The following is a 26,213-nucleotide window of genomic DNA, read 5'->3' as shown; positions in this document are numbered from 1 at the left end:
AATTATACCGTTATAATTTGCTTAATTTTGCTATAATAAATAACTGAATATCAATGCCTTATGCACGCATAATATCGCATTGATGTTTTTCGGTATAGTTTTTGTTCCATGCTAATGTATCTATCAAAAAGTATAATTATCAAATGTTACGATTGACTAACAACTTTTCTCTGAGATTTCCTGAGTTCTTAAAATCAGAAAATACAAGTCTGCAAAGAGCTATTTTCGTACACTCAGGAGCGTTTAGCTTAGGGTCTGCAAAAATTCACTTCTTAAGAAAACTGACAATTGTATTTTTCTTAGTTTCAGCGTTTTCAATCGGGCATTCATTTGCACAAAGAGATCAGATAACTACTCAGGCCGGAGAAAAAATCCGGTGCAGGATTTTAGATGAAACGCCTACCCGTTTTATTTATGCTTATATAGCCCCAAACGGAAAAGTTCTCAGAAACGAAATCTTTAAAAACCTCGTAACCGATTTCAAGTATAATTTCTATGAGGAAGATCTCGTTACAAAAGGAAATAAGATTGCCTCTAAATCAGTCTCATCAAAAGAACCATCAAATGCCAGTCCTAAAAACACTGATAATCAAAAAACTACTAAAGAAAAAACCGACACAGATAAAAAAACCGTTCCTGACAATAAAGTGACTGATAACAAGCTCAACTCTCAGAAAGAAACAATAGAAAATAAAGAAAAAGAACAACCAAAGTCAGAAACAACCATACCTAAAAGCACACCCAAAAAACAGGAGAAAAAGACAGTAGCAAAAAAAGAAGAGAAAACCGAAACACCTCTGGCTACTAAAAAAGCTAAAAGCGAGTATGACGATTATCTGAAGTTTAGGATTGGGGTAAGAGGGGGCTTTGGAAATATGCTGGCAAAACTCAATTCAGAAGATGAATTTGGACTTTATCAAGAAAAATTACTAAGAGGCTGGACATGGGGTGCCGACTTTGCCTACTTCCCTAAAGACAACTTCGGTTTCGGAGTTATGTTCAATAATTTTCAGAGTAAAAATAGTGCTGAAAACATTAATTTCAGATTTATTGAAAATGGTTTACCAAAAGATACTTCAGGCAGTATAACCAACAAACGCTTAGCAAAATTTGTAGGGCCTGTTTTCTATTTCCGTAAAAATATTGACTTCAAAACAATGGTTATCTTAGGCTTATCGCCTGGTGCTTACTTTTATAATGATAAAGGCACCTATAATGGTGTAACAATACCTTATAAAGGTTGGGATTACGGTGGTGCTGCCACTTTAGGAATAGATTTTCTGCTTGGCAATGATATTACAGGCAGAGATATTATTCTAAGTCTCGAAGCCGGCTATAACTATGGCAAGATACGCTCAATGAACTTCAATGATGGAAATGGTACGGTAAAGTTAGCAAATCCGGTCGATTTAAGCAGAGTAGATTTTACAGTAGGGCTACGCTTTACCCGCTATCCGAGGTATTTCCGTAACTAATGAGATATAAAGAATTGCTTAATAAAAATGCCTGATGTTTGTCAGGCATTTTTTATTACATCAGAGAATCTCCTTCAACTCAATGAGCCTTTTTATCTCGAAGGTAGGATTCTGAGTAACTTCAATATTATCAGGATTATAGAAAATAGAATCCATCTGTGCATTGATAGCACCTAAAATATCCGCTTCAAAATTATCACCAATCATAATACATTCAGAAAGCTTCGCATTGGTTACTTTAACTGCGTAGTCAAAAATCTTTTTATCAGGCTTACGTGCCTCAGCTCTCTCAATCGTAATTACCTCTTTAAAATAATGATCAATCTTAGAGCTGCTTATTTTTCTTACCTGCACGTGCTGCCAGCCATTGCTGAGAATATGTAACTCATAATTTGGTGCAAAAAAATCAAGAACCTCTATAGCACCATCTATCAGATGTGATTTTTGCGGAAGTAGCTCTAAAAAGGCCTCATTTAATTGTAATCCGAAAGTTTCATCGGCATCTACACCTAAATTTACAAGCGTATCTCTGAATCGACGACGACGCAGTTCTTCATGAGTAATCTCATTTCTTTCAAGCAAAGACCAATAGCGTTTGTTAACTACCGAAAACTCTTGCTGAAATACACTCAGTTCAGCTATATTCGACGTTTGGAGGCTAAAGGCCTGATACAAATCTGCCAAAGATTCTCTGGAGTTTTTTTCAAAATCCCAAAGTGTATGATCAAGGTCAAAAAAGAGATGCTTATACATATAAAAGATATTTCCTGCCTTATACTCTGGCCGGAAATTTAAGTGTCAACCTGTCAACAGGCTCATTATTAACTAAATGGCTTTCAACGATTTCCTCTACATCACTCAACTGCACATTGCCATACCAAACCCCCTCAGGATACACTACCATTGATGGTCCGAAGGCACAAATATCCAGACAACCTGACTTCTGCGCCCTGATGTCAAGCTGCAATCCCTTTTCTTTAATTGAGGCTTTAAAGGCCTCCACTAATTCCATACCGTGCACACTACCACATGATTTCTTAGGAGCTTCCTTATCGTTGGTACAAATAAATACGTGTTTCTTAAACTTCATAATGTATTGTTAAAATAATAAACGCCACAAAGGTACAAAAACTTTGTGGCGTCTGGTGTATTTAATCTATCTTCTTTATCTTATCAGAACCAACCAAACGGATCCCAGAAACCCCCTATCCCCCAGAGTAAGGTAGCTATAATACAACCCCAAAGTGCCTGTCTTACCTGGTCACGGTCATTGTCTGTAATAAAATAAACCAGACCCAGGCCAACAATACCCAGGCAGCAACCCCACCAGAAACCACCTACAATGGGCATTTCCTTAGTAGGCGAAAAATTCGTTTCAGTAGTGGCAATCAAATCAAAGCCCTCTAATAATTCCGGATTGGTTTTCTTAATGCTCTCTAAAGTAGCTTCGGGGTGAATCGCCAGATATTTTTCCAGTTTCTCAATCTTAGCAAATTCATTATCAATGCTTTGCTCCTTATATTCCAAATCAGCAGTAGTGGCAGCAAACCCTGAAAAGGTAATACACAAAAGAAGGATTAACAGAAGGTTCAGTTTTGTTTTCATTGTAGAGGAAGTTTAAATTCAATAAACTAATTTATTGTAAGATGTTTATTCTTCCAAAAGGGTTGCTTATACAAATACGTCTGAAAGGCAAAATCATGAGTTCCATATTTCCCACGCTTTTTCGGCTTGCAGGTGTAGCATTTTCAGGCCATTGTGTGTTTTAGCCCCTTGCTCATCTCCTTTCTGTAAAAAGAGCGTCTGTACCGGATTATACACCAGATCGTACAAATAATGATCTGGCGTCAGTTGCTCATAAGGAATATCCGGGCAAACATCTGATTTAGGGTAAGTACCAACAGGCGAAGAGTTAATTATGAGTTGATAATTCCCGATTTCAATTGCTAAATCTTCATATCCAAGCGTACCTTCCGATTTGATACGTGACACTATCTTAAACGCGATTGCCAAGTCATTAAGGGCAGCCACAACAGCTTTAGCAGCTCCTCCATTGCCCAGAACAAGAGCTTTTAAGGAAGAATTGGCAGGAATAAATTCTTCTAACGAAGTTTTGAAGCCATAGTAATCCGAATTGTAGCCTATCAGTTTTCCCCCCTCTCCTATCTTGATCACATTTACTGCTCCAACTTTCTCAGCAGAGGCATCTAAGCCGTCAAGGAAGGGCATAACAGCCTGCTTGTGAGGAATAGTAACATTTAAACCCTTTAGATTGGGTTGGCTTTCAATTAATTGAGGCAAAGCCTGAATATCAGGTAATTCAAATAGCTCATAGGCATTGGTATCAGCAATGCCCATTTGACCAAATTTCTCAGTAAAATATTTCTTTGAAAACGAATGGCCCAGAGGATAGCCAATCAGTCCGTAGATGTTCATTCTTATTTATTAAAAAATCTGGCTTTAATAATTCCCCAGATCATAGGAGCAATTGAAATAAAGACAATCCCCAAAACTACATATTCAAAATTCGTTTTCACCCAAGGATTATCCCCTAAAGAATAGCCAAGCAATGTAATGGTTGTTACCCATAAAATAGCCCCTAAAATACAGAATAGGATATACTTAGGGTATTTCATACTACCTGCACCTGCTACAAACGGGGCGATTGTACGTACAATGGGCATAAAACGGGCTAAAATAACTGTTCTGCCGCCATGTTTCTCATAAAACTCTTCGGTTTGGGTAATATATTCACGCTTCAGAAAAAGTATCTTTTCTCTTGATTTGATATAGTTACTGAAATTTTTTCCGACAAAATAATTTACATTATCCCCTAATAAAGCTGCTATAATTAACAACGGAATCATTAAGGTAACATCTAATTTTCCGGTCGAAGAAGCCAATAAACCTGCGGCAAAAAGTAATGAATCACCAGGCAGTAATGGCATTACAATCAACCCGGTTTCTACAAATATTATCAGGAATAATATGCCATAGGTAAGTGTATCGTATTTATCAAGAAACCCCTGTAGTGTCAGTAAAGGGTCTTTGAGCAGGTCTATCAAAAAATGTATAATTTCCATAAAAGTCGGTTCCCTTACTGAAATTGATGAGGGATATGTGTTTGGTTTGAAATTTAAGCGGATTTATTTTTAATGTGCGGTAAAATTATTAGCTACCTAAAATAAAAAGAGCATTTTATATTTTACGCTCACTCTGCCAACACTTATTCAACAAAAATAACAACTAAAAATTTTAACCTTAAAACATCATTTCCTGTTTGAGTACGATTAAAAACTTGGAAGAATACTGTGCATTTAGAAAAGATATTACAAGTTTTTAATTGTACGAGTTTAAATGATGTCCGGACTGGAGGTCCTGCTTTTTTGGTTACTTTTTTTCAGGTAAAAAAAAGTAACACCAAGGACTATGCAAATCAAAATACTACAAGGCATAGCAATTATTTATATCAATATTAGAAGCAATAATCGCTCGTTTCGAGCCAAAATTTAACCACACAGTAAGTGTTTATTCGTCCTGGACTATTCTTCTGTCACTACTATATTTACCCAGTTTGAAGCGTTTTTTTGCTTTTTCGGTCAGGAATGTGCCAAAGGTATCACCTCGCAATCCTAAGCGGATAGTTTCTAACGGAATCACTTCGTTAGGAGCAATATTTCCAACATTTACATTAGCTCCAACTAATTTCACGAAATAAACCTGTTGCGATTTTTGCGGAGCCTCCCATATAATTTTCTCAGCCGGAATAGCATGAATAATCTCATCAACCAGCCCCTGACGCACCTCTCCACTACTACGAAACAACCCCACGTTACCGCCCTCTCGGGCTTCACCGATCACTTTCCATGCACCTGCATTCAGTTCGGCCTGCATCATTTCAATCCATTTATAAGGGGCAAATATCTTTTCTGCATCTTTTGATCCTACTTCCGAAAGTACTTTTGCACGAGTAGCCAGACGAGCAATATACTCACATTTTTCATCGTGAGGAATCTCAATAGAACCGTCTGAAACTTCGCAATGCTCTAAGCCATAATCGTCTAATACTCTCAGATAATCCTCAAACTGGTCTCTCACCACAAAAGCTTCAAAAAGTGTACCGCCAAAATAGACGGGTATCTCGGCATCTTTGTAAACTTTTAATTTATCTTTCAGATTAGGAGTAACGAACGAAGTTGCCCAGCCCAGCTTTACGATGTCTATGTGCGGTGCAGAAATAGACAACATATCTTCTACTTCTCTGATGCTCAACCCTTTATCCATTACCATTGTTAGACCTGACTCCCGGGGCTTACCTGTACGTTTAGGAACTTGACTTAGGTTATAATTCATTCTTGCAATTACTTTTTTTGCAAATGTAATAATTTTTAGATAATCGTTGGTATTAATATAGACAAGTGGCAGTAATAAAAAATGCCGGAACCGCGAGTTCCGGCATTTTTAAAATCTATCTTAAATCATATATTTTAATCTGATCACCTCTTTCTCTGTCAGGAATCTCCATTTACCACGTGGCAGGTCTTTCTTATTCAAACCTGCATAGGTTGTTCGGTCAAGTTTCAGAACTTCATAGCCAAAATGCTCGAAAATCCTGCGAACAATGCGGTTTTTCCCACTATGAATCTCTATTCCTACTACTTCAGCATCAGGTGTTACCAAACCCAGATCATCTGCTTTAATCAAGCCATCTTCCAATTCAACTCCGTTTTTGATCGCCTCAAAATGTTCGTCCGTAATAGGTTTGTCCAATTCTACCTGATAAATCTTTTTTATTTCATTAGACGGGTGAGACAACTTTTCGGCCAATTCCCCATCGTTGGTTAATAGTAATAAACCTGTAGTATTCCTATCCAAACGTCCCACCGGATAGACTCTTTCTTCACAGGCATTCGCCACTAAATCCATTACGGTTTTGCGCTCGTTCGGGTCTTCGGTAGTCGTAATAAAATCTTTTGGCTTATTCAACAAAAGATAAACCAGTTTCTCACGGTTCAATATCTTCTTGCCATATTTCACCACATCATTAGGCTTTACTTTGTAGCCCATTTCTGTGATTTCCTTACCATTTACTGTAATCTGCCCTGATGCTATCAGTTCATCGGCATCACGGCGCGAAGCAATACCTGCATTAGAAATATAACGGTTCAGTCTTATCAGGCCATCTGACTCTTTTTCTTCCTGCGCAACTTTTCGTTGCACTCTTGCAGGCAAAGAGCTTTTCATTTTATCAAGGTTATAAGTCGGGGCTGTTGTTTTAGAGGTACTTGCCTGATTCTCTTTTCTTTCTACCTTCCCACCTCTCCCAGAGCCTCTTTCTTCTCTTTTATCGAACGGACGATCTGAACGGTCATTAGAAAAAGTTTTCTTATCACCATAAGGACGTTTCTCAAAACTTCTACTGTCTCTTTTCTCAAATGAACGGGCCGGGCTGTCACTTGAAAACGGTTTCTTATCACCATAAGAACGTTTTTCAAAACTACCTCCTTCTCTTTTCTCGAATGAACGTTCCGGGCGGTCACTTGAAAACGGTTTCTTATCACCATAAGAACGTTTTTCAAAACTACCTCCTTCTCCTTTCTCGAATGAACGTTCCGGACGGTCGCTTGAAAATGGTTTCTTATCACCATAAGAACGTTTTTTATCAAGGCCGCCGCCTTCTCTTTTTGAGAATGGACGGTCTGAGCGGTCATTACTAAATGGTTTTTTATCACCGTATGCGCGTTTTTCAAAACTTCCACCATCTCTTTTCTCAAATGAACGACTTGGGCTATCGCCAGAAAAAGATTTCTTTTCTCCGTAAGGACGTTTTTTATCAAAACCACCTTCTTCTCTTTTTGAGAATGGGCGGTCATTTGAAAATGATTTCTTTTCTCCGTAAGGACGTTTACTATCTGAACCTCTCTCTGCTTTCTTCTCAAACGGGCTTTCTGATGGCTCATTAGTAAATGGTTTTTTAGCACCAAAAGGTCTTTTTTCACCGAAACGAGGTTCGGAGAAACTTCTTTCAAAACCATCTTTTTTAGGAAAATTGCCTTTGGGTCTGGCAACTGAAGGAGATTTCTTCTCGCCGTAAGGGCGTTTTTCATCTGAGAAGCTTTTTTTGTCTGAGCGCTTTTCTGCTCCTGGAGAGAAAGATTTATCTTTCGTGTCTTTCCTCGGTCTTTGAGGTCTGTCTGTATTCTTCATTGAGTTTGCAGCATCACTGCTGTAATATATTGATTATCAAGCTGCAAAGGTACAATAATAAAATGGTAATCCTATTACTTATCTGTCAATTCAATGTAGGCATACAATACTATTGGTGTTTTATAGGTATTTTAAAATACAAAACGAGGCATAGCTCTCTTAAGAACTATACCTCGCCTCTTTATATAAATCTGACTTTAGCTCAAATAGGCCTAAAAATCAAATCACGGTAATCCATCATTGATTTTCTGATTACTTCATGTGCCCCTTCTCTGCCATACACATTCGAGATTTCAATAGCATTTTTTTCGTCCGGCAAGCTCTTGTAAGTCAGGAAATAATGCTTTAATCTGGCCAGAATAGCTTCTGGTAATTCGCTGATGTCCTGAAATTTCTGATATATCGGGTCAGCTACCAATACGGCAATGATTTTATCATCGGCCTCGCCTTTATCTAATAAACACAAACCGCCAATCGGAATAGCCTGCAATAAAATATCACCATGAGGAATATTATGGCTTGATAATACACAAATATCCAACGGGTCTCCGTCGCCCTCTGTTACTTTATCAGAACCACGCTCACGCGCCAGTTTAGCTACTTCTTCGCCACAATAAGTCTGTGGAATAAAGCCGTACAAAGACGGAATAATATTAGAATATTTTTGCGGACGATCTATTTTCAAATAACCCGACTCTTTGTCTATTTCATATTTAATGGTATCTGATGGTACAATCTCAATAAATGTCGTAACTGTCTCGGGGGCTTTTTCTCCAATCGGAATACCATGCCACGGGTGTGCTTTGTAAACTGGCTTCATAAATTTTTTTTTTGGCAAAATAAATACAATTCCGGCATACTTACACAGGGTTTTTATCGAATCCTAATTTGCCATAGGCTTTATTTCTATCAGTTGGTCATTATTACTGCCATTGCTGGTGCATATATAAACCTTACCATCAGGCGAAACTGCGATGTCGCGCAGGCGGCCAAACTGATTCGTATAATACAAAGTGGGTTGCCCCACAATGCTATTACCATCATTACTCAATTGAAAAGCATAAAAAGTCTGGTTCTTTAAAGAAACCATCAACAGATTATTTTGCCAGGCTGGGTACGAACTGTTGTTATAATAATCTAAACCACAGAATGCCCATGTAGAACCACCCGAAGAGAAAATCGGCTCAATCACATTATTAGCACTGCAAAAAGCAGGTTCAGAACCACTATCACAAGGCCCATTTACGCTTGGCCAGCCATAATTACCTTTCTTCTGAATCAGATTTATTTCATCTTCAATCAATGGGCCATGCATCGACGTATAGAGTTTATCATTGGCATATACCATTCCCTGCGGATTTCTATGACCAATACTCCACACAGCACTACCAACATAGGGGTTATCGGCAGGAATACTTCCATCAAGATTTATTCTCAGAATTTTACCGTTTACTTTTGTAGTATCCTGCGGCAGGCTTGTATTATTCGCATCTCCGGTGGTAATAAATAATTTTAAATCCGGCGTAATTACCAATCGACTACCATTATGAATACTCGCACCCACAATATTATCTAATAAAGTTTGTGGATTTATCAAAGTAGTACCATCATAAGTAAACCTGACTATTTTCTCTAAAGGTGCAGAAACACCATAATTATACACCAAGTACACATAAGGAGAATTAATAAAATCAGGATGTAACACCATGCCTAACAAGCCTCCCTCTCCATTGTTCAAAACTTCTGCAATGCTGAATACAGAAGTAATCTGTCCTGTTTGTGGATTTACCCGACTGATTTTCCCGGATTTCTCAGTCATCCAGATAAAATCATCCGGCCCCCACAAAATCTCCCAGGGTAAATTAAGCTTATCCGCTACACGGCGGGTTTGTAAATACAAAGTATCCGTACATGCCCCGATGGTTGCCTTAAACACACTTCCCGGCTTTGCCTCAAAACCTGTGCTCAACGACACCTGTTTCCCTGCTTTAAAATGTACATTTGCTCCGGCATTAATAAAACTGATACCCGCTATCTTATTGTTTGCCTCAAAAACATACGTGCCGGTTGCTATACCACTATTTACATCAACATTTTCTTCACAAGACCTTACTTCAACAATCACTTCATTGGTTGATTGACCACTTGTACTACAGGTGGCCGAAATCTTGGTCGAAACCACCGGAGAAACCGTAATACTGATACCAGTCTGGCCTGTTGACCAGCTGACAGTACCAGTACAACCAGAGGCTGTCAGATTAACACTTTGCCCTGTACTTATCACAGAATTGGCCGGAGACAAGTAAAAAGTGTTGTACTGACCAAACGCAAAATTTGTACTTAAAAAAAGTAGGATGGAGAGGTTTTTCATGGCGGTTTTTATTAGAAAATACGAAACTATAACTACGAAACTTTTGTTTTGTTTGATAGGCCTATTACAATGATTCTCACATATGCAATACAAACTCACTTCTACTTATAAACCTACCGGCGACCAACCACAAGCTATTGAGAAACTGGTAGAGGGAATTAAAAATGGAGAAGAAACCCAGGTTTTATTGGGTGTTACAGGTTCGGGCAAAACCTTTACAGTTGCCAATGTTATCGCACAACTCGACCGCCCTGTTCTGATACTAAGCCATAACAAAACTTTAGCTGCCCAATTGTATGGAGAGTTCAAGCAGTTCTTTCCCGAAAATGCTGTAGAATATTTTATCAGTTATTATGACTACTACCAGCCTGAAGCCTACATTGCTACCACCAATACCTATATTGAGAAAGACCTTTTGATTAATGAAGAGATTGATAAACTAAGGCTTTCAACCGTTTCTTCTTTGTTATCAGGTCGTCGGGATGTCATTGTGGTTGCTTCGGTTTCCTGTATTTATGGTGCCGGAAACCCTCATGAAATGCAACAAAGTATTATTCAGGTAAAAGTTGGACAAAATTTCAGCCGTAATCAGTTCCTTTATAAATTAGTTGAGATTTTATATTCACGTACTGAAGCTGAATTTACTCGCGGAAATTTCAGAGTAAAAGGTGATACTGTTGATTTATACCCAAGTTATGCCGATTTTGCCTACCGTTTCATTTTTTTTGGCGATGAAATAGAAGAAATTCAAAGAATTGACCCGAATAATGGAAAAAAATTATCTTCAGAAAAGCAGATTGCTATTTTCCCTGCCAACTTATTCGTAACCGGACGAGATGTGATGCAAACGGCTATTCATGAGATACAGGATGAATTGGTAAAACAAATCAAATATTTTGAATCTGATGGCCGGGTGATGGAAGCTCAACGCATACAGGAACGTACAGAGTTCGATTTGGAAATGATGCGTGAATTGGGCTATTGCTCAGGTATTGAAAACTATTCAAGGTACTTCGACAGACGTTTACCCGGACAACGTCCCTTCTGTTTATTAGATTACTTTCCACAGGATTTTTTAATGGTGGTTGATGAAAGCCATGCTTCTATGCCACAGATCAGAGCCATGTGGGGTGGCGACCGTTCACGTAAAGAGTCTTTGGTCGAGTATGGATTCCGGTTACCCTCCGCGATGGATAATCGCCCATTGAAGTTCCAGGAATTTGAAGATTTAGTGGGACAGACTATTTTTGTAAGCGCTACCCCTGCCGATTACGAAATCAGAAGAGCAGAGGGTGTAGTTGTAGAACAGATTATCCGCCCCACTGGGTTACTTGACCCTGAAATTGAAGTAAGACCAAGCATCAATCAGATTGATGATTTACTGGAAGAAATTCATATACGGGTAGAGCGTAAAGAACGGGTACTGGTTACTACGCTTACAAAACGAATGGCCGAAGAACTAAGCAAATTTCTGGATAAAGTCGGTATTAAAGGCCGGTATATTCATTCAGAAGTTAAAACTTTTGAACGTGTCGAAATCCTGCGGGAATTAAGGTTAGGCGTATTTGACGTTTTGGTCGGTGTTAACTTGTTGAGAGAAGGGCTTGACTTACCAGAGGTATCATTGGTAGCAATTATGGATGCCGATAAGGAAGGCTTCCTGCGAGACATACGCTCTTTGATTCAAACCATTGGTCGTGCTGCGCGTAACGAAAACGGCAAAGTATTGATGTATGCAGATACCATAACAGGATCAATGGCTAAGGCAATTGAAGAAACGAATCGTAGGAGAGCTATTCAAATGGCTTATAATGAAGCTAATGGAATTGTACCTAAAACGGTATTCAAGAGCAAAGAAGCAATTATGGAACAAACCTCTATTGCTGATAGCAGACCAAGCACAAAGAGTTATTATCTTGAACCACAGGAAGTGAATGTAGCGGCCGACCCGGTAGTAGGCTATATGAACAAAAGTCAGTTACAGAAACTACTGGAAGAAACTCAGAGAAAGATGGAACGTGCCGCCAAAGAGCTTGACTTCCTCGAAGCAGCCCGATTCAGAGATGAAATGCTTCAATTGAAAGAAAAGATTGAAAGGGCAAATTGATATAAATGATGTAGGGGTTCAGAATTCTGAACCCCTACGTATTATACCGATATGCTATTTCATTTAAAACGGTAAATCATCGCCTCCGTTTCCGGCCATTTCAATTGGCGGAGGGGTTGGTATGGGGGCCGGCTTAGGCGCATATCCGCCACCGCTATTGCTGCCATAAGAAGAGGTCGTCTCATTTTCTTCTACTGCATTACCTCTACCACCTACCAATTGCATAGCAGTACCCCTGATTTTCTGCGTATATCTTTCTTGCCCATTCTGGTCAGTCCATTTCTCAGTACGGATTTTCCCTTCAACATAAGCCATGTCGCCTTTCTTCAGATATTGCTCTGCAACATTTGCGAGGTTATCCCATAACTCAACTCTATGCCATTCTGTTTGCTCTACTCTTTCTCCGTTTTTGTTTGTATAGTTTTCTGAGGTAGCAATGCTAAAGTTTACCACTTTACCACCACTCGGAAGTGTGCGGACTTCGGGGTCTTGCCCCAGTCTTCCTAATAAAATAACTTTGTTTACACCAGCCATTTTCTAAAAAAGTTTGAAATATTGACGTTTTATATAACTAATCAAATTTACAAAGAAATTATTGAAATTTTATTAAATATTTTAAATTTTTCGTGTGTTTCAGGGGCTTTTTATCGCACTTTTTTAAGCAGATGTAAGGGTTTCTCTATTTTTAATAAAATAGAGAAAAAAGCTCAGGCCAAATACTTGGGTATAGACACTTTTTATCTTTTTTGTCAGATTATCAGGTCAATCCTTCAATTCTAAAGCAATAAATCTTTGGCCAGTTGCCCAAGGATTCGTAATGCTCCAGAAGTCTGTTCATCCCAGTTAAGTCCGAAATTCAGACGTAAACAATTACCGAACTGGTTTCTTAAAGTAAACATCTTACCCGGAGCAATACTTATTCTCCGATTAATAGCTCGTTCATATAGCTCAACAGTATCTATTCTCTTGTCGAGTTCCAGCCAGAGAACAAACCCACCTCCTGGTCGGCTTGCTTTAGTGCCTTCAGGGAAAAACTCATTAATAGCCCTCACATAATGCAGGTAGTTCAGATGAACCTGATTTCTTAATTTTCGTAAATGAGCCTCGTATCTTCCGTTTTCTAAAAAAATAGCTATAGCCTCTTCTGTAATACCTGTCGTTGAAATACCATGATAGAGCTTTTTCTTCAATACCTGCTCTTTAAATCGGCCAGGCTCAACCCACCCTACTCTATAACCCGGAGCCAGACTCTTCGAAACAGAGCCACACCAAAGCACTAACCCGTTTTTATCAAATGTTTTACACGATTTGGGTCGCTGGCTCCCAAAGTAAACATCGGCATTAATATCGTTTTCAATCAAAGGTATATGATACTTTTCAATCAACTCTACCAGTAATTTCTTATTTTCATCAGGCATACAACTTCCAACAGGATTACTGAAATTACTAATCAATAAAATGAGTTTTACTGAAGTTCCACGCAATGTTTCTTCCAGCATAGTAAGATCAATTCCTGTTTCGGTATGGCATGGGAGTTCTATTATATTCAGCTTTAAACTTTGCGCTACCTGTATCATGCCAAAAGAGATGGGGCTCTCAAGCACAATCGTATCACCTGGTTCTGTCAATGCCATCAGGCAATACGAAATAGCATTCAGGCAGCCACTCGTAGTAATAATATTATCTTGGCTCAGATTGGCCTCCATAGCAAAAGCCCATCTGACAATCTGCTTCCGAAGCTTTTCATTACCTTGTGGGTGTTCTAAGCTTACACCACACCCTTCCATTTGCCTTGTAGCCTGTACAAGACACTTATTTAATTTGGCAGTCGGTAATAATTCCATTGCAGGTACTCCCAGAGAAAGTGGAATATATTTTTCATTAAGACCAATATTATCATAAACCCGCGACACAAGACTATCAATTGTCCCTTCAAATAGATAATCTGATGGTTTGCTTGCAGGGGGTATATCAAGCATCTTTTTAGGAGAATTGCAAACAAAATATCCTGACTGGGGTCTTGCTTCAATGAGTGATTGGCTTTCCAATAAATAATAAGCCTGTAAAGCTGTACTCTGGCTCACACCATATTCTCTGCAAACAATACGTAGCGAAGGCACCCTATCTCCTATTTTAAGGATTCCTTTTAAAATCTGTTGCTCAATGTTTTTAGCAATTCTCTCATACAAAAAGTATTTGTCTGGCGCTTTATTCTTCATAACTGCTATGGTTAAAAATAACAAAACTGCATCTGTTATTATAAAGTTCTATTACTGAATTTTGCCCCACAAATAAATTATATAATCAGCCATCAATCGCATAATTAAAATATGCCTTTTAAAGACAAATGAAAAATCAAAGAAATATTTATGTAGTGGGTGCAGGTGCTATCGGAAAAGCGCTGGCTATTGCTTTAAAATCTGCTGACAGAAATGTAGTATTATTGAGAGCAACAGTTACAGAACCGCAAGAAACTGAGAAAGACCTAAGTCTGCTTTTAAATACCGGAATTGAGCTATGCGCTACTATAAAAATTTCTTCCATAAATCATTTTGAGAAATTAAACGGCATTGTCATTCTGACCAATAAATCATATGGAAACAAGTATCTATGTGATTCCCTGAAAGAGAAAACAGGAGATTCGCCGATAGTTATTCTACAGAATGGTCTTGGCGTTGAAGACATCTTTATTAAAAACCTTTTCCCGCTGATCTACAGATGTGTACTTTTTGCTACCAGTCAGGTAATTGACAATCATAAGATAAGTTTCAAGCCTGTTTCACCGTCCGCCATAGGGGTTGTAAAGGGAAATTCAAGAGAATTATCTGAGATTGTAGAATTTCTGAACACTGACCTATTCCCATTCAAAGCAGAAGAAAATATTCAAAAAGTCATCTGGAAAAAAGCTATTATTAATTGTGTTTTCAATTCAGTTTGTCCACTAATTGAGGCCGATAATGGTATATTCTACCGGAATTCTGATGTATTAACACTTGCTAAAAGAATTGTAGATGAATGCACTCAGGTGGCTAATGCTTATACTATTGAATTGACTTCACAGGAAGTTTTAGAGAGTCTGCTCACTATAAGTAAACTCTCTGATGGTCAGCTTATTTCTTCCTATCAGGATATTCTCAACAAAAGAACCACCGAAATAGAGACGCTCAATTTTGCAGTATCTAAAATGGCAGAAGCCATCGGCAAGGCACATCTGGTAAAAGAAACTCGTTTATCAGGTGAGTTAATCAAGCTAAAATCAGATTTAAGCAAAAACAATCTGACTGAATCGATACTTTCTCCCATTTAAAATATCACCCTAACAACACCATCTTTTTATGTCATTAAAAAAATATTTCAGAAAAAAACCTCTTGAATCTTATAAGAACGACCTGCAAAATAGTGAGCTGAAAAGAGTACTTGGCAAATGGGAACTAACAGCCATTGGTATCGGAGCTGTTATTGGCGGCGGCATTTTTGTACTCACCGGAGTAGCCTCTAATCTTTATGCGGGTCCTGCCTTAACTATTTCATTTATATTGGCAGGCATAGGATGTTTGTTTGCAGGCTTATGCTATGCCGAATTCGCCAGTATTCTACCCGTTTCTGGTTCTGCATATGCTTATTCTTACGGTACAATCGGCGAATTCTTTGCATGGTTTATAGGCTGGAATCTCATATTGGAATATCTGATGGGTGCAACTACGGTTGCAGTTAGCTGGTCTAAATATTTTATTAAATTACTGCATTTATTTAATATTGATAATATACCTGTCTGGCTGTTAAATGATCCCGTAAGTGCCAGAGAAGAGGCAATTTTAAAGGATATAATTGCCCCGGCATTCTCTATCAATCTTCCGGCTATGCTTATATTGTGGGTAGTTACCTACATATTAATCAAAGGAATTAAAGAGTCTGCTAAAACCAATAATCTTATCGTTACCATCAAAGTACTTGCTGTTTTATTTGTCATCATTGTTGGAGCTTTTTATATAAAAGAATCAAATTGGCAACCTTACATACCTGAAAAAATAATTGATAAGAGCGGAGAATCTCACTACGGCATTTCGGGTGTCTTAACTGCTGCGGGTATTGTTTTTTTTGCCTTTATAGGTTTTGATGCAGTTTCAACCCAATCTCAGGAAGCCATCAATCCAACTAAAGACATTCCCTTTGCCATTATTGTCTCACTCATCTGTTGCACACTCTTATATGTACTTGTTTCGCTGGTTCTAACGGGTATGGTCAACTACAAAAATCTTGATTTGGGTGCCCCTGTTGCTTCAGCCTTTAACGAGGTTGGCCTTAGGTGGGCATCGGGGCTTATTATTATTGCAGCAGTAGTCGGATTAATATCGGTGATGCTGGTGATGCTCCTTTCACAAACCAGAATTTTTCTGAACATGGCTAAAGATGGGCTATTACCCCAAAAATACTTTGCTGCCATTCATCCTACCTATAAAACTCCCTGGAAAAGTACCCTACTTGTAGGGTCAGCCGCTTCTGTTGTAGCAGCACTTACCCCTATCGAGAAAGCCTCAAAAATGACAAGTATAGGCACATTATTTGCTTTTGCCATGATATGCGCTGCGGTATTGGTTCTGAGAAAAAAACAACCCGATTTACACAGGCCATTCAAGCTTAAGAATTTAACATTGATAGCCTCATCAGGCATTATATTTAATATAATATTGATGTTTAGTCTGGATAAGGCAACCTGGTTGAGGTTGCTGGTTTGGAGTATAATTGGTATAATTATTTATTTTGCCTACAGTGCCAAGCATAGTCATTTGAATAAGAAAAACTCTTAAAACTTGATGCTATAAAATAAAAGTCGATGTCAAACACATGCAAAATATGGACAAGTAGAGAAAGGGCAATGCCCATTCTCTACGAAGTTAGATCTTCATTTTTCTCATTGAAACTCTCCATGGTGCTTTTTCAGATATTTTTCAATTAGAATTGGCTTTGGTAAATCATCTACCTCTTGCCATGAATAAAAATCATAATCTAACGGTATTTGCAAGCCATGCCCTTCATTAATCATAATATGCCAGAACCGTACTTCTATGTTTTGGTGAGTCAATATATGTTTGTAGATTTCTGATGTGTTTTTAATGGTAGAGACAGGCAAAATATCCAGCAGAAAATCATTATCTGTTGCTTCTATTTTTAGCAAACTGTCTTGGCTTTCTACCAGGTAAAAGTCATAGAGTCCCTCCCAAATATCTTTAGATCCTCGTTGGCTCATCATCAGTTTTCCCGATTGTTCAATTACAAAATAATCAAAATACCGGCTTTTTACTTTTACCTTTTTCGATTTTACAGGCAAAACAGCCTGCTTACCTTTGGCATTAGCTTCACAATCATAATGAAAAATGCAAAACATACAGCCGGGACTGGCAGGCGTGCAATAAGTTGCTCCAAACTCCATCATTGCCTGATTATGTGTGCCGGGTGTTGTATCTGAAATCAATTCATTAGCTAAATCGCCGAATATTTTTTTGGCTTCATGGCTGGCAATATCTGTTTCTAAACCAAATATTCTTGCCAATACCCTATATACGTTACCATCAACAACAGCCACTTTTTCATCAAAAGCAAAAGAGGCAATGGCAGCAGCAGTATAAGGCCCAATTCCCTTAAGTTTTACTAATCCGGCATAAGTTTCAGGAAATTTCCCATTTAACTCACTGGTAATAATTTTGGCAGTCTTGTGCATGTTTCTTGCCCTCGAGTAATAGCCTAAGCCCTGCCACAGACGCAAAACCTCTTTCTCATCAGCGCTCGCTAAATCCATAACAGCAGGATATTTTTCAACAAATTTAAGGTAATAGGGCAAACCCTGAACTACACGGGTTTGTTGAAGAATTACTTCCGACAACCAGATTTTATAAGGATCTTTGGTATTTCTCCAGGGTAAATCTCTTTTATTCCGATGATACCAGTTTTGAAGTACTTCGGAAAACGTTTGTCTTTCCAATTTTTATCCAGGTTTTCTTGATATTCGGTTATTTTTTCTTTCCCAAAAATAGTATATTACCATCATAAAAAGCATAACTCATTAATTATTAAGCGATTACGAAAAAAAATATTAAAATCTTTTTGGCAAAATGTTTTTAAAACCCATATCTTTGCAAACCCAAAATAAAACCAAAGAGTTTGGGTATGTTGAATTAATAAAACTTGAGAACTTCTGAATTAGTTTTTTACGCCCTTTTCAATTCAATATTTATCTTGGTAAAAATCAATATTATCACTCTTAAAAAAACGTTACGATCGTGACTAAAGCAGAAGTAATTTCAGCTATTGCCGACAAGACTGGCGTGGACAAAGCAAGTGTATCATCTACACTTGAGGCATTTTTTGACACAGTAAAAGACACATTATCGCAAGGCGATGCTGTCTATGTTAGAGGTTTCGGAAGTTTTGTAAACAAAAGAAGAGCTGCTAAAAAAGCTCGTAACATTTCTGCTAAAACTACGGTAACCGTTCCTGCTCACTCTGTTCCGGGCTTTAAACCGGCCAAAGAATTTACGGAACAAGTAAAAGCAAACGTGAAATAATCTCATTGCCTCTCGGGGCAAATTTCCTGATCATGGATAGTTTTGTACTATCCATGATCAAAAATCTTACTATGAAACGACATTCTTTAATTCTTATCATAATAGCGGTGGCCCTAACGGGCTTTCTTTATTATCGCCCCAAAGTAGTTGTAAAAAACGAAGCTAAAGCCAACCGGGATAAAGTAGCTGATACTAAAGCTTCTGCCACCAATAACGGAAAACCTGATATAACTACGCAAGCCCCGAAGCTTTCGCCGGAAGAAGAAAAACAAATAGCTGATTTAAAACAAAAATTAGCGGCTACTTCCGACAAAATAGCAGTATTTAATGAAATAGCAGAGGCCTTTGCCAAAGCAAACCGCTTTGATAGTGCCTCAGTATATGTAGAAAAAATTGCATTGGCACAACCTACAACCGATCATTGGTTAAGAGCCGGAGACGCCTACTATCAGGCATTTACATTAGCCTTAAAACCTGAAAATGTAGAGTATCTGGCAGGAAAAACCCGTATGGCATATCAGAAAGTACTGGAAAAAAGCCCCAGACAATTACAAGCTAAGACCAACTTAGCCATGACCTACGTACAGACCGACTCTCCGATGCAGGCTATTATGATGCTGAGGCAGGTATTGGAAGAAGAACCAAACTTTGAGCCTGCTCTCATGAACATGGGTGTATTATCTATGCAATCAAATCAATATGCCAAGGCTGCCGACCGTTTCAGACAAGTACTGAGAATCAACCCCGGTAATGTAAATGCACAATTTGGTTTGGGTTACAGCTTGCTTGAATTAGGAGAAAAAGAACAGGCAAAAAAAATATTGCAGGATCTGAAACAAAAAGTAAAAGAACCGACTTTATTAGAAGAACTCAACAAGACTTTGGAGAGTATAAAATAATTCATTATCTTTGCGGTTCGATAAAAACACCGTGCAACGGTTACCCTTATTATTATAAGGGAAATATATAGAAAATTTTTTATTAAATACTCCTTCAGGAGTTTATAATCATTTACAAATATGCCTTGCGGAAAGAAAAGAAAAAGACACAAGATGTCAACGCACAAAAGAAAGAAACGTCTTAGAAAAAATCGTCATAAGAAAAAATAATCTTTCTTAACATATAATAGCCATAAGTTCCGACCTATTGTACTTATGGCTATTAATATACCATCAATTTAGCCAAAACAATATCTAACACTTTTGATTCTACCTCAAGTTTGAGCAACGAATTATATATCAGTACCACACAGAAAGGTGATAGAATAGCCCTCGTACAAGACAAAAGGCTGATTGAGTATCACTTTGATGAGACGGAGCATCAGTTTTCCGTCGGAGATATCTATTTGGGTGTAGTCAAAAAAGTCGTACAGGGCAATAATGCTGCCTTTGTAGACGTAGGCTACGACAAAGACGGATTTCTTCACTACAACGAAATCATTTCTTACAATTCTCTCAGTAAGTTCGTTAAAGACGTTATCGCCAAACGTCCGGTCAACCTTCGTTTAAAAGGTTTTCAATTAGAAAAAGATATTGACAAATTAGGTAAAATAAACGACGTTGTCACCAAGAATACCCCAATTCTGGTACAGGTAGTTAAAGAACCTATTTCTACCAAAGGCCCTCGTCTCTCTTGCGATATCTCTATTGCAGGGCGTAATATCGTGTTGGTTCCATTTGGTACCTCCGTCAATATTTCTAAGAAAATCACCAATAAACAAGAGAGGCAGCGTTTACACAAGTTAGTGTCCTCCATTAAACCTGAGAATTTTGGAGTGATTGTTCGAACTGTGGCAGAAGGTAAAGACTTGGATGAATTAAGAAGAGATATTGAATTTTGCGTTGAAAAGTGGGAATCGGGCATGAAAACACTGCGTGATGCTAAACCTCGTGACCGTATCATCAGCGAAATGGACAGAGCTTCTTCGATTCTGCGAGATATGTTGAATGATGATTTCGACAATATCTATGTAGATTCGAAAGAAAATTTTGATGGAATCAAGAGCTTTCTTCATACTATTGCCCCCGAAAAAGAAAAGATTCTGAAACTTCATACTGGCAAAAACAAGCTTTTTGAACAGTATGGTATAGAAAAACAAATCAAATCGCTTTTTGGCCGTTCGGTTAGCTTATCAGGTGGTGGTTATCTGATTATTGAGCATACCGAGGCACTCCATGTGATTGATGTCAACAGTGGCAATAAATCTACGCAGGAGGGTGACCAGGAGTCAACTGCTCTGACAGTTAACCTGGAAGCGGCCAAAGAAATTGCCCGCCAGTTGAGAATGCGCGATATGGGTGGTATCATAGTAATTGATTTCATTGATATGAAGAAAAACGAGAACCGTCGTTTGATTCAGGAAGCAATGAAAGAAGAAATGAAAGGCGACAGGTCTAAATATACGATTCTGCCTATTTCTAAATTCGGATTACTACAGATAACCCGCCAGCGTGTACGCCCTGAAATGAATATCGTAACCCGAGAAACCTGCCCTACTTGTGGCGGTACCGGAACGATTCAGGCAAGTATCGTCATTACCGATTTGATTGAAAACAACCTTGACTATATCCTCTCGAAACAAAACGAGAGCGGTATCAGTATCATTCTTCACCCATTTGTGTATGCTTATTACCGTGAAGGAATCATCTCTAAACAAGTGCAATGGTTCTTTAAATATCGTACATGGGTAAAACTCATTAAAGACTCTTCTATAGGTATTACCGAATTCCATTTCCTGAATAAACATGGAGATGAAATTGAGATAACATAGTAACCTCTTTCGTATAATTTTCCGGCTTTTATCAAGCATTGCAATTGCTTGCAAGTAGTTTTAAAACTAACTTGCCGGGAAATTATGCCTTAACTATGAACCGAAGAGATTTTATTCAGAAAAACACATTCGCAGGGTTGGCTGTGGTTACAGCTCCAGCGACTGTTAGTGCCACACCAGCTACCCCACAAGAAAATACCCGGCTTTACTGGGCAAAACTCCTCTATAAAATTGCAGAACCGGTCTTAAAAAATCTAAGCGAAAGTACCTTACAAAAAAACTGGCCGGTAGAATACAGCCCTGCCTGGGATAACCGGAATGCAAAAGTAGCATATCTTGAAGGGTTTGCCCGTACAATGGTAGGTATTGCTCCCTGGTTAGCTTTACCTGATGATAATTCGGAAGAAGGTAAACTACGCAAACAACTTCATAACTATGCGCTGAAAAGCATTCAGAATAGTGTTGACCCTGCTAACCCTGATTATATGCTTTGGAGAAAAGAAGGGCAAACCCTCGTTGATGCCGCATTTTTAGCCCAGAGTTTACTGAAAGCCCCGGATGCGCTGTGGAAGCCTTTGGACGAAACGACTAAAAAACGTGTCATAGAAGAGTTCAGATTATTGAGAAGAGTAGTACCCCCTAACAATAACTGGCTATTATTTGCAGCTACTGTAGAAGTCTTTTTATTAGCTGTCGGAGAAGAAGCCGACCGTTTCAGAATTGAATTCGGGTTGAGAAAAATTGAAGATTGGTATGTGGGTGACGGATGGTTTAAAGACGGAGAGGTTTTTCACATGGATTATTATAATTCATTTGTCATTCACCCGATGATTGTTGATGTATTGGATACGCTATTGAAAGTCCATCAAAAACAATCGCCGGAGAAGAAAAACCAGAATCTGGAAGACCAGTACACCAAAGCAGTAAAAAGAATGCAGCGTCAGGCTGATTTTCTGGAGCGGTTAATTTCTCCCGAAGGTAGCTTCCCTCCTTTTGGGCGTAGCATTACCTATCGTTTAGGAGCTTTTCAGGCTTTGACTCATACAACCCTTTTGCGTCAATTACCAGAAGGTGTTAGCCCTGCCCAGGTAAGATGTGCCTTAACCGCGGTTATGAAACGAATGTTTGCGCAGGAAGGCGTATTTGATAAAGCAGGCTGGCTAAGTTTAGGATTTGCAGGGCATCAACCCGGCATTGCTGATTCTTATTCTAATGCAGGTAGTATGTATCTGACAACATTAGGCTTCCTTCCTTTAGGTTTACCGGCAACAGACCCATTCTGGGTAGATGCCGATGCAGAATGGACACAACAGAAAGCCTGGTCTGGTAAGCCATTTAAAAGGGATAAGGCAGTGGGGTATTAATAAGGGTTAGGTTTTTCTGACTCTGATAGCAAAAGCCTCTGCCGGATTCTTAACTAATATTTGCTCAAAATCACCATCTGTAAAGCCTTTTTGTCTGAGCAAAGGCATTAATTCTTTGAAGATATTGGTATAGCCTTTAAAATCATTACTATCGGGTTCATCAGGCTTATACCATCCGGAATCATGAGAAATCAATAAGCGGCCTAAAACCCCGTTCGACTTCATTAAATCAATAGAATCGGCATAGGCAGGGAAACCTCCCCAGCCTATGCCATCCAGACTTACCCATGTACCCAGCCGTGCGGCTCTGGTATACTCAGCTTTATTATTTTCTGATTGGGCATGTACCCATACAAAGGCAGATGAACTTACGCCCATATTTTTGAGTATCTCTATTTCCTCAAATGCAATATGGGCAGGGCCTGTATGAGAGCAGATAGTAAGCCCAGTAGCTAAATGAGTCAATCCGGCAGCTTTTACTAATTTCCGGTGAATATCGGTCAGGGTCTTGCCACTATCAACCCCTATTTTAATGAATCCGGGTTTTACCTTTGTATCATCAATGCCATTTTTAAATTCTATAATCCATCTATCGGCTAATTGTTCGGCTGTTTCTGTATGAGCCCATTGCGGAAGGTATTTATTGTACATGGCACCGTAGTAGCCTGTATTGGTCATTATATGTAAACCACTTCTTTTAGCCAATAATTTCAGCAGTTCCACATCTCTACCCAGAAAAGCAGGCGTACAATCGAAAACAGTTTTTATCCCGAAGGCTTTTACCTCCAACAGATAAGGCAATACTTTGGCAATTACTTTCTCCTTATCCCAGCGGCTTGTATTAGTTTTATCTGCTCCGATAAAATCAACTAAAAAATGCTCATGTATCAGGGTCTTTCCCATTTCTGAAACATTTATCCAGCCATTAATAGTCATCACCTGCGGCTTTTTCATCGTAAAAGCCCATGAGCCAAGACTGATTAGTAAGAATGATCGTCGGGAGATTTGCATGGGAAATGAGTGATTAAATTGTCTGAACTTTGATTTACCTGATTGAAATGATTTAACTGAATTTTGATTTTTCCCTAAAAAACAATGATTGGATTTTATTTAAATGCTGATATAGTATAAAAATCAATTCAAATACTAATCATTATAATCACAAAAATCAGGTAAATCAAAGTTCAGACAATTTAATCACTCAATTAAACAATATCTCATCCACAAAAAACCAACCAGGCTTGCCTTTGTCATTATGCCATTTAGGGAGCTTAGGCAAAGGTTTTACTACTATCTTTAACACCTTATATAACCCCGCCTGAATCGGCACGTTAATACCTAAATTAGCCTTATCTTCCATTTTTGCAGGCTGCGCCGGAATCACCCTCTGTAATTTCTTCAGATCAGCTTCATTATCACCCCCCCATACCTCTACCGAAGCAGGCGGCATGATATGCGAACCTATCCTTTGCAGATAAGCAACTGTAACAGATGTAAGTGGTACTGGTTTTTTAAATTCAATTAAACTCACAAAATCCTTATTCTGATACCCCAACCATGCCGCATCGCCATGATTATCGTTAGGGCCTTTCTTTAAGTCTATCAGGTTTTTTGCTCCTTTGCCTTTGTATCGTTCATTAGGTTCAGAGAGCAGTATCGCAGTATCAGCGCTGAAACTTGATTTAAAGAAAGTATAATCTACCTTGCCACTGGCCCGCCAGCCATCTTTGGTAGCCATTGCCTTAATTCTTGTATAATTATCTATAGCCAGTGGTTTATTATAAATAGTTTGTGTGGTAGAATCAGGGTCGGTACCATCTAAAGTATAATGAATCTGTACATTTTTGAGTGTATGTTTCAATTCAACAGGCATATTCTTTTTCAGAATAAAATCTTCATTCACTAAAATAGGAGGATTAAGTTTCAGGATTTCATTGGGGTTTGCTTTGTACCCTGCATCAATTGCTACTTTAGGGTATTTTTTAGTAAGTTCTTGTATAGCTACTGAATCAAGTGAAGTGTTCCACACAAAAACTTCTGTTAAAGCGGGTAGAGCCATCAGTTTCTGCAATTGCGCTTTATTTATTTTTGTACCCGACAAAGCAACTGAACTCAAGTGCCTGCATTGAGTCAGTTGGTCTAAAGTAGCCCCTGTAATATCGGTCTGATTCAGATTCAGTTTTTCAAGGTTCGGGAATTTGGCAATCAGGTTAATATCGGCGTCTGTTACAGGCATTTTTGCCAGACTTAACTCAACCAATTGTTCCTGTACTTTTAAAAGATTCTCTAAAGATTTACGGTCAAATTTCCTGCTCACAAAAAACTCTGCTTCCAATGCTGGTGAACCTGTTGCCAAAGGAGTCACAACACAAAAAGGCGTATTAACTTCTGCCAGAGTATTTTCAGAGATTTCTGAAAAACTGTAAACCTTTTCAGATCGGCTACCGCCAGATATTTTAAAAGCTAAAGATCTGGCTTTTGACAAAGGCACATAATTTTTTACAGCCTTCTTCATATCAGCCCCTTCTTTAATCCAGGCAGTTAAGAGTGCTATCTCATCAAAAGTCAATTGTTCCTTGCCTTTGGGAGGCATATGTTCTTTTTGTTCTATTGGCAGATACACCCTTTTTAACAAAATACTATTTAATGTATCACCTGCTTTCCACAGAACCCCGTGTTTACCACCTTTCAGTATCTTAGCAATACTACTCATATTGAGCTCTCCCTTCACTTTCTGGTCATTATGGCAACTCATACACTTTTTTTCTAAAATCGGCAGAATTGCTGCCCGATACATACTACTATCCTGCGAAAATATTGGTACTTTTTCTTTCGTTTCAAAGGCTTCAAATACATAGTTTTCTCCGTGTGTGATAGCCGCTCCAAAATGTCCGGCGAGAATGAAAAGTATTAAACCTCCCGCAGAGAGTAATTGCATCGCTCTTGTTTTCTGCGATAGTTCTTCATAAAACCACGTTAGTGCATAGGTAAATAAGCTTACGCCTACGCCCGTCCATTTATGCCATTGTAAAAGTTTTGCATCGTATCCACCTTCTTTAGATAAGAAGAAGCCCATCAGCGCAGTAATACATGAAGTGACGGCTGTAATAATTAAAATCAGTTTTACAAAGAATGTATAACTTTTAGGCTCAAATTCCTTTTTGAAGAATAAGAATATGACCAGAATAACCGAGAAACCTATCGGAAGGTGTAAAAGCGCAGGGTGTAACCTGCCAAACGGACTAATCCAGACAGGAATCCTTACCTTCTCTTCAAACAAGAATAAGAATAATAACAAAATATTACCTACCAGTAGAAGATACGAGCAAACTTTAAAAAAACGATTCATTGATGTG

General features: G+C 38.5%; 22 protein-coding genes. 8 read left to right on the top strand and 14 right to left on the bottom strand.

Features of this window, described 5'->3' with window-relative positions; all coding sequences use genetic code 11:
• Nucleotides 1-143: 143 nt before the first annotated feature.
• Entirely contained in the window at nt 144-1,475 is a 1,332-nt protein-coding gene (locus H1R81_RS10555) for a hypothetical protein (RefSeq protein WP_181840674.1), read from the top strand.
• Nucleotides 1,476-1,535: 60 nt separating this feature from the next.
• Here the strand turns inward: H1R81_RS10555 and H1R81_RS10550 are convergent, their stop codons facing one another.
• The 9 genes from H1R81_RS10550 to H1R81_RS10510 all read right to left on the bottom strand — a co-directional run bounded on the left by H1R81_RS10550 (nt 1,536) and on the right by H1R81_RS10510 (nt 10,053).
• Nucleotides 1,536-2,228, bottom strand: coding sequence for a YjjG family noncanonical pyrimidine nucleotidase (locus H1R81_RS10550; RefSeq protein WP_181840673.1), 693 nt, complete (start codon nt 2,226-2,228; stop codon nt 1,536-1,538).
• A 19-nt stretch (nt 2,229-2,247) separates the two neighbouring features.
• The gene (locus H1R81_RS10545) at nt 2,248-2,565 is read right to left on the bottom strand and encodes a ferredoxin (protein ID WP_181840672.1); all 318 of its coding nucleotides are present in this window, start codon (nt 2,563-2,565) and stop codon (nt 2,248-2,250) included.
• 83 nt (nt 2,566-2,648) lie between these two features.
• On the bottom strand, nt 2,649-3,080 hold the full coding sequence (locus H1R81_RS10540) for a hypothetical protein (RefSeq protein ID WP_181840671.1): 432 nt from the start codon (nt 3,078-3,080) through the stop codon (nt 2,649-2,651).
• A gap of 93 nt (nt 3,081-3,173) precedes the next feature.
• On the bottom strand, nt 3,174-3,911 hold the full coding sequence (locus H1R81_RS10535) for a shikimate dehydrogenase (RefSeq protein ID WP_181840670.1): 738 nt from the start codon (nt 3,909-3,911) through the stop codon (nt 3,174-3,176).
• Nucleotides 3,912-3,913: 2 nt separating this feature from the next.
• On the bottom strand, nt 3,914-4,558 hold the full coding sequence (locus tag H1R81_RS10530; protein ID WP_181840669.1) for a VTT domain-containing protein: 645 nt from the start codon (nt 4,556-4,558) through the stop codon (nt 3,914-3,916).
• Nucleotides 4,559-5,003: 445 nt separating this feature from the next.
• Complete coding sequence (locus tag H1R81_RS10525) at nt 5,004-5,828, bottom strand: phosphosulfolactate synthase (protein ID WP_181840668.1); 825 nt, start codon at nt 5,826-5,828, stop codon at nt 5,004-5,006.
• Nucleotides 5,829-5,948: 120 nt separating this feature from the next.
• A complete protein-coding gene (locus tag H1R81_RS10520; protein ID WP_181840667.1) occupies nt 5,949-7,682 on the bottom strand; it encodes a pseudouridine synthase in 1,734 nt (577 codons plus the stop codon).
• A 202-nt stretch (nt 7,683-7,884) separates the two neighbouring features.
• Nucleotides 7,885-8,502, bottom strand: coding sequence for an inorganic pyrophosphatase (locus tag H1R81_RS10515; RefSeq protein ID WP_181840666.1), 618 nt, complete (start codon nt 8,500-8,502; stop codon nt 7,885-7,887).
• Between the two features lie 63 nt (nt 8,503-8,565).
• Complete coding sequence (locus tag H1R81_RS10510; protein ID WP_181840665.1) at nt 8,566-10,053, bottom strand: sorbosone dehydrogenase family protein; 1,488 nt, start codon at nt 10,051-10,053, stop codon at nt 8,566-8,568.
• Nucleotides 10,054-10,135: 82 nt separating this feature from the next.
• On the opposite strand from H1R81_RS10510, the gene uvrB reads away from it, so the two are divergent.
• A complete protein-coding gene (gene uvrB, locus H1R81_RS10505) occupies nt 10,136-12,160 on the top strand; it encodes an excinuclease ABC subunit UvrB (protein WP_181840664.1) in 2,025 nt (674 codons plus the stop codon).
• 63 nt (nt 12,161-12,223) lie between these two features.
• On the opposite strand, the gene H1R81_RS10500 is transcribed toward uvrB, so the two are convergent.
• Nucleotides 12,224-12,694: a single-stranded DNA-binding protein gene (locus H1R81_RS10500; protein WP_181840663.1), complete on the bottom strand. Its 471-nt coding sequence runs from the start codon at nt 12,692-12,694 to the stop codon at nt 12,224-12,226.
• 242 nt (nt 12,695-12,936) lie between these two features.
• The gene (locus H1R81_RS10495; RefSeq protein ID WP_181840662.1) at nt 12,937-14,379 is read right to left on the bottom strand and encodes a PLP-dependent aminotransferase family protein; all 1,443 of its coding nucleotides are present in this window, start codon (nt 14,377-14,379) and stop codon (nt 12,937-12,939) included.
• 128 nt (nt 14,380-14,507) lie between these two features.
• On the opposite strand from H1R81_RS10495, the gene H1R81_RS10490 reads away from it, so the two are divergent.
• Both H1R81_RS10490 and H1R81_RS10485 read left to right on the top strand, forming a co-directional pair.
• Complete coding sequence (locus tag H1R81_RS10490) at nt 14,508-15,467, top strand: ketopantoate reductase family protein (protein WP_181840661.1); 960 nt, start codon at nt 14,508-14,510, stop codon at nt 15,465-15,467.
• Between the two features lie 28 nt (nt 15,468-15,495).
• Nucleotides 15,496-16,968: an APC family permease gene (locus H1R81_RS10485; protein WP_181840660.1), complete on the top strand. Its 1,473-nt coding sequence runs from the start codon at nt 15,496-15,498 to the stop codon at nt 16,966-16,968.
• A 104-nt stretch (nt 16,969-17,072) separates the two neighbouring features.
• Here H1R81_RS10485 and mutY read toward each other — a convergent pair whose 3' ends face one another.
• Nucleotides 17,073-18,140, bottom strand: a complete 1,068-nt coding sequence (mutY, locus tag H1R81_RS10480; protein WP_181840659.1) for an A/G-specific adenine glycosylase — start codon at nt 18,138-18,140, stop codon at nt 17,073-17,075.
• 298 nt (nt 18,141-18,438) lie between these two features.
• Between mutY and H1R81_RS10475 the strand changes: the two genes are divergently transcribed.
• The 4 genes from H1R81_RS10475 to H1R81_RS10460 all read left to right on the top strand — a co-directional run bounded on the left by H1R81_RS10475 (nt 18,439) and on the right by H1R81_RS10460 (nt 22,857).
• The gene (locus tag H1R81_RS10475; RefSeq protein ID WP_181840658.1) at nt 18,439-18,723 is read left to right on the top strand and encodes an HU family DNA-binding protein; all 285 of its coding nucleotides are present in this window, start codon (nt 18,439-18,441) and stop codon (nt 18,721-18,723) included.
• Nucleotides 18,724-18,794: 71 nt separating this feature from the next.
• Nucleotides 18,795-19,622 (top strand): lipopolysaccharide assembly protein LapB, encoded by an 828-nt coding sequence (locus tag H1R81_RS10470; protein WP_181840657.1) that lies wholly within the window; start codon nt 18,795-18,797, stop codon nt 19,620-19,622.
• A 320-nt stretch (nt 19,623-19,942) separates the two neighbouring features.
• Nucleotides 19,943-21,493, top strand: coding sequence for an Rne/Rng family ribonuclease (locus H1R81_RS10465; RefSeq protein WP_181840656.1), 1,551 nt, complete (start codon nt 19,943-19,945; stop codon nt 21,491-21,493).
• A gap of 95 nt (nt 21,494-21,588) precedes the next feature.
• Nucleotides 21,589-22,857 carry a DUF2264 domain-containing protein gene (locus H1R81_RS10460; protein ID WP_181840655.1) on the top strand — a complete coding sequence of 423 codons (1,269 nt, stop codon included), beginning with the start codon at nt 21,589-21,591 and terminating at the stop codon, nt 22,855-22,857.
• 6 nt (nt 22,858-22,863) lie between these two features.
• Here H1R81_RS10460 and H1R81_RS10455 read toward each other — a convergent pair whose 3' ends face one another.
• Together H1R81_RS10455 and H1R81_RS10450 are read right to left on the bottom strand one after the other, a co-directional pair.
• Nucleotides 22,864-23,868, bottom strand: coding sequence for a phosphotriesterase (locus tag H1R81_RS10455; RefSeq protein WP_181840654.1), 1,005 nt, complete (start codon nt 23,866-23,868; stop codon nt 22,864-22,866).
• A gap of 190 nt (nt 23,869-24,058) precedes the next feature.
• Nucleotides 24,059-26,206, bottom strand: a complete 2,148-nt coding sequence (locus H1R81_RS10450; RefSeq protein ID WP_181840653.1) for an FN3 associated domain-containing protein — start codon at nt 26,204-26,206, stop codon at nt 24,059-24,061.
• Nucleotides 26,207-26,213: the final 7 nt, after the last annotated feature.

Origin of the sequence: Emticicia sp. BO119 (assembly GCF_013912375.1) — a bacterium.
In the GTDB taxonomy this organism is placed as follows: domain Bacteria; phylum Bacteroidota; class Bacteroidia; order Cytophagales; family Spirosomataceae; genus Emticicia.
This window is presented reverse-complemented; position numbering and strand designations above follow the sequence as displayed.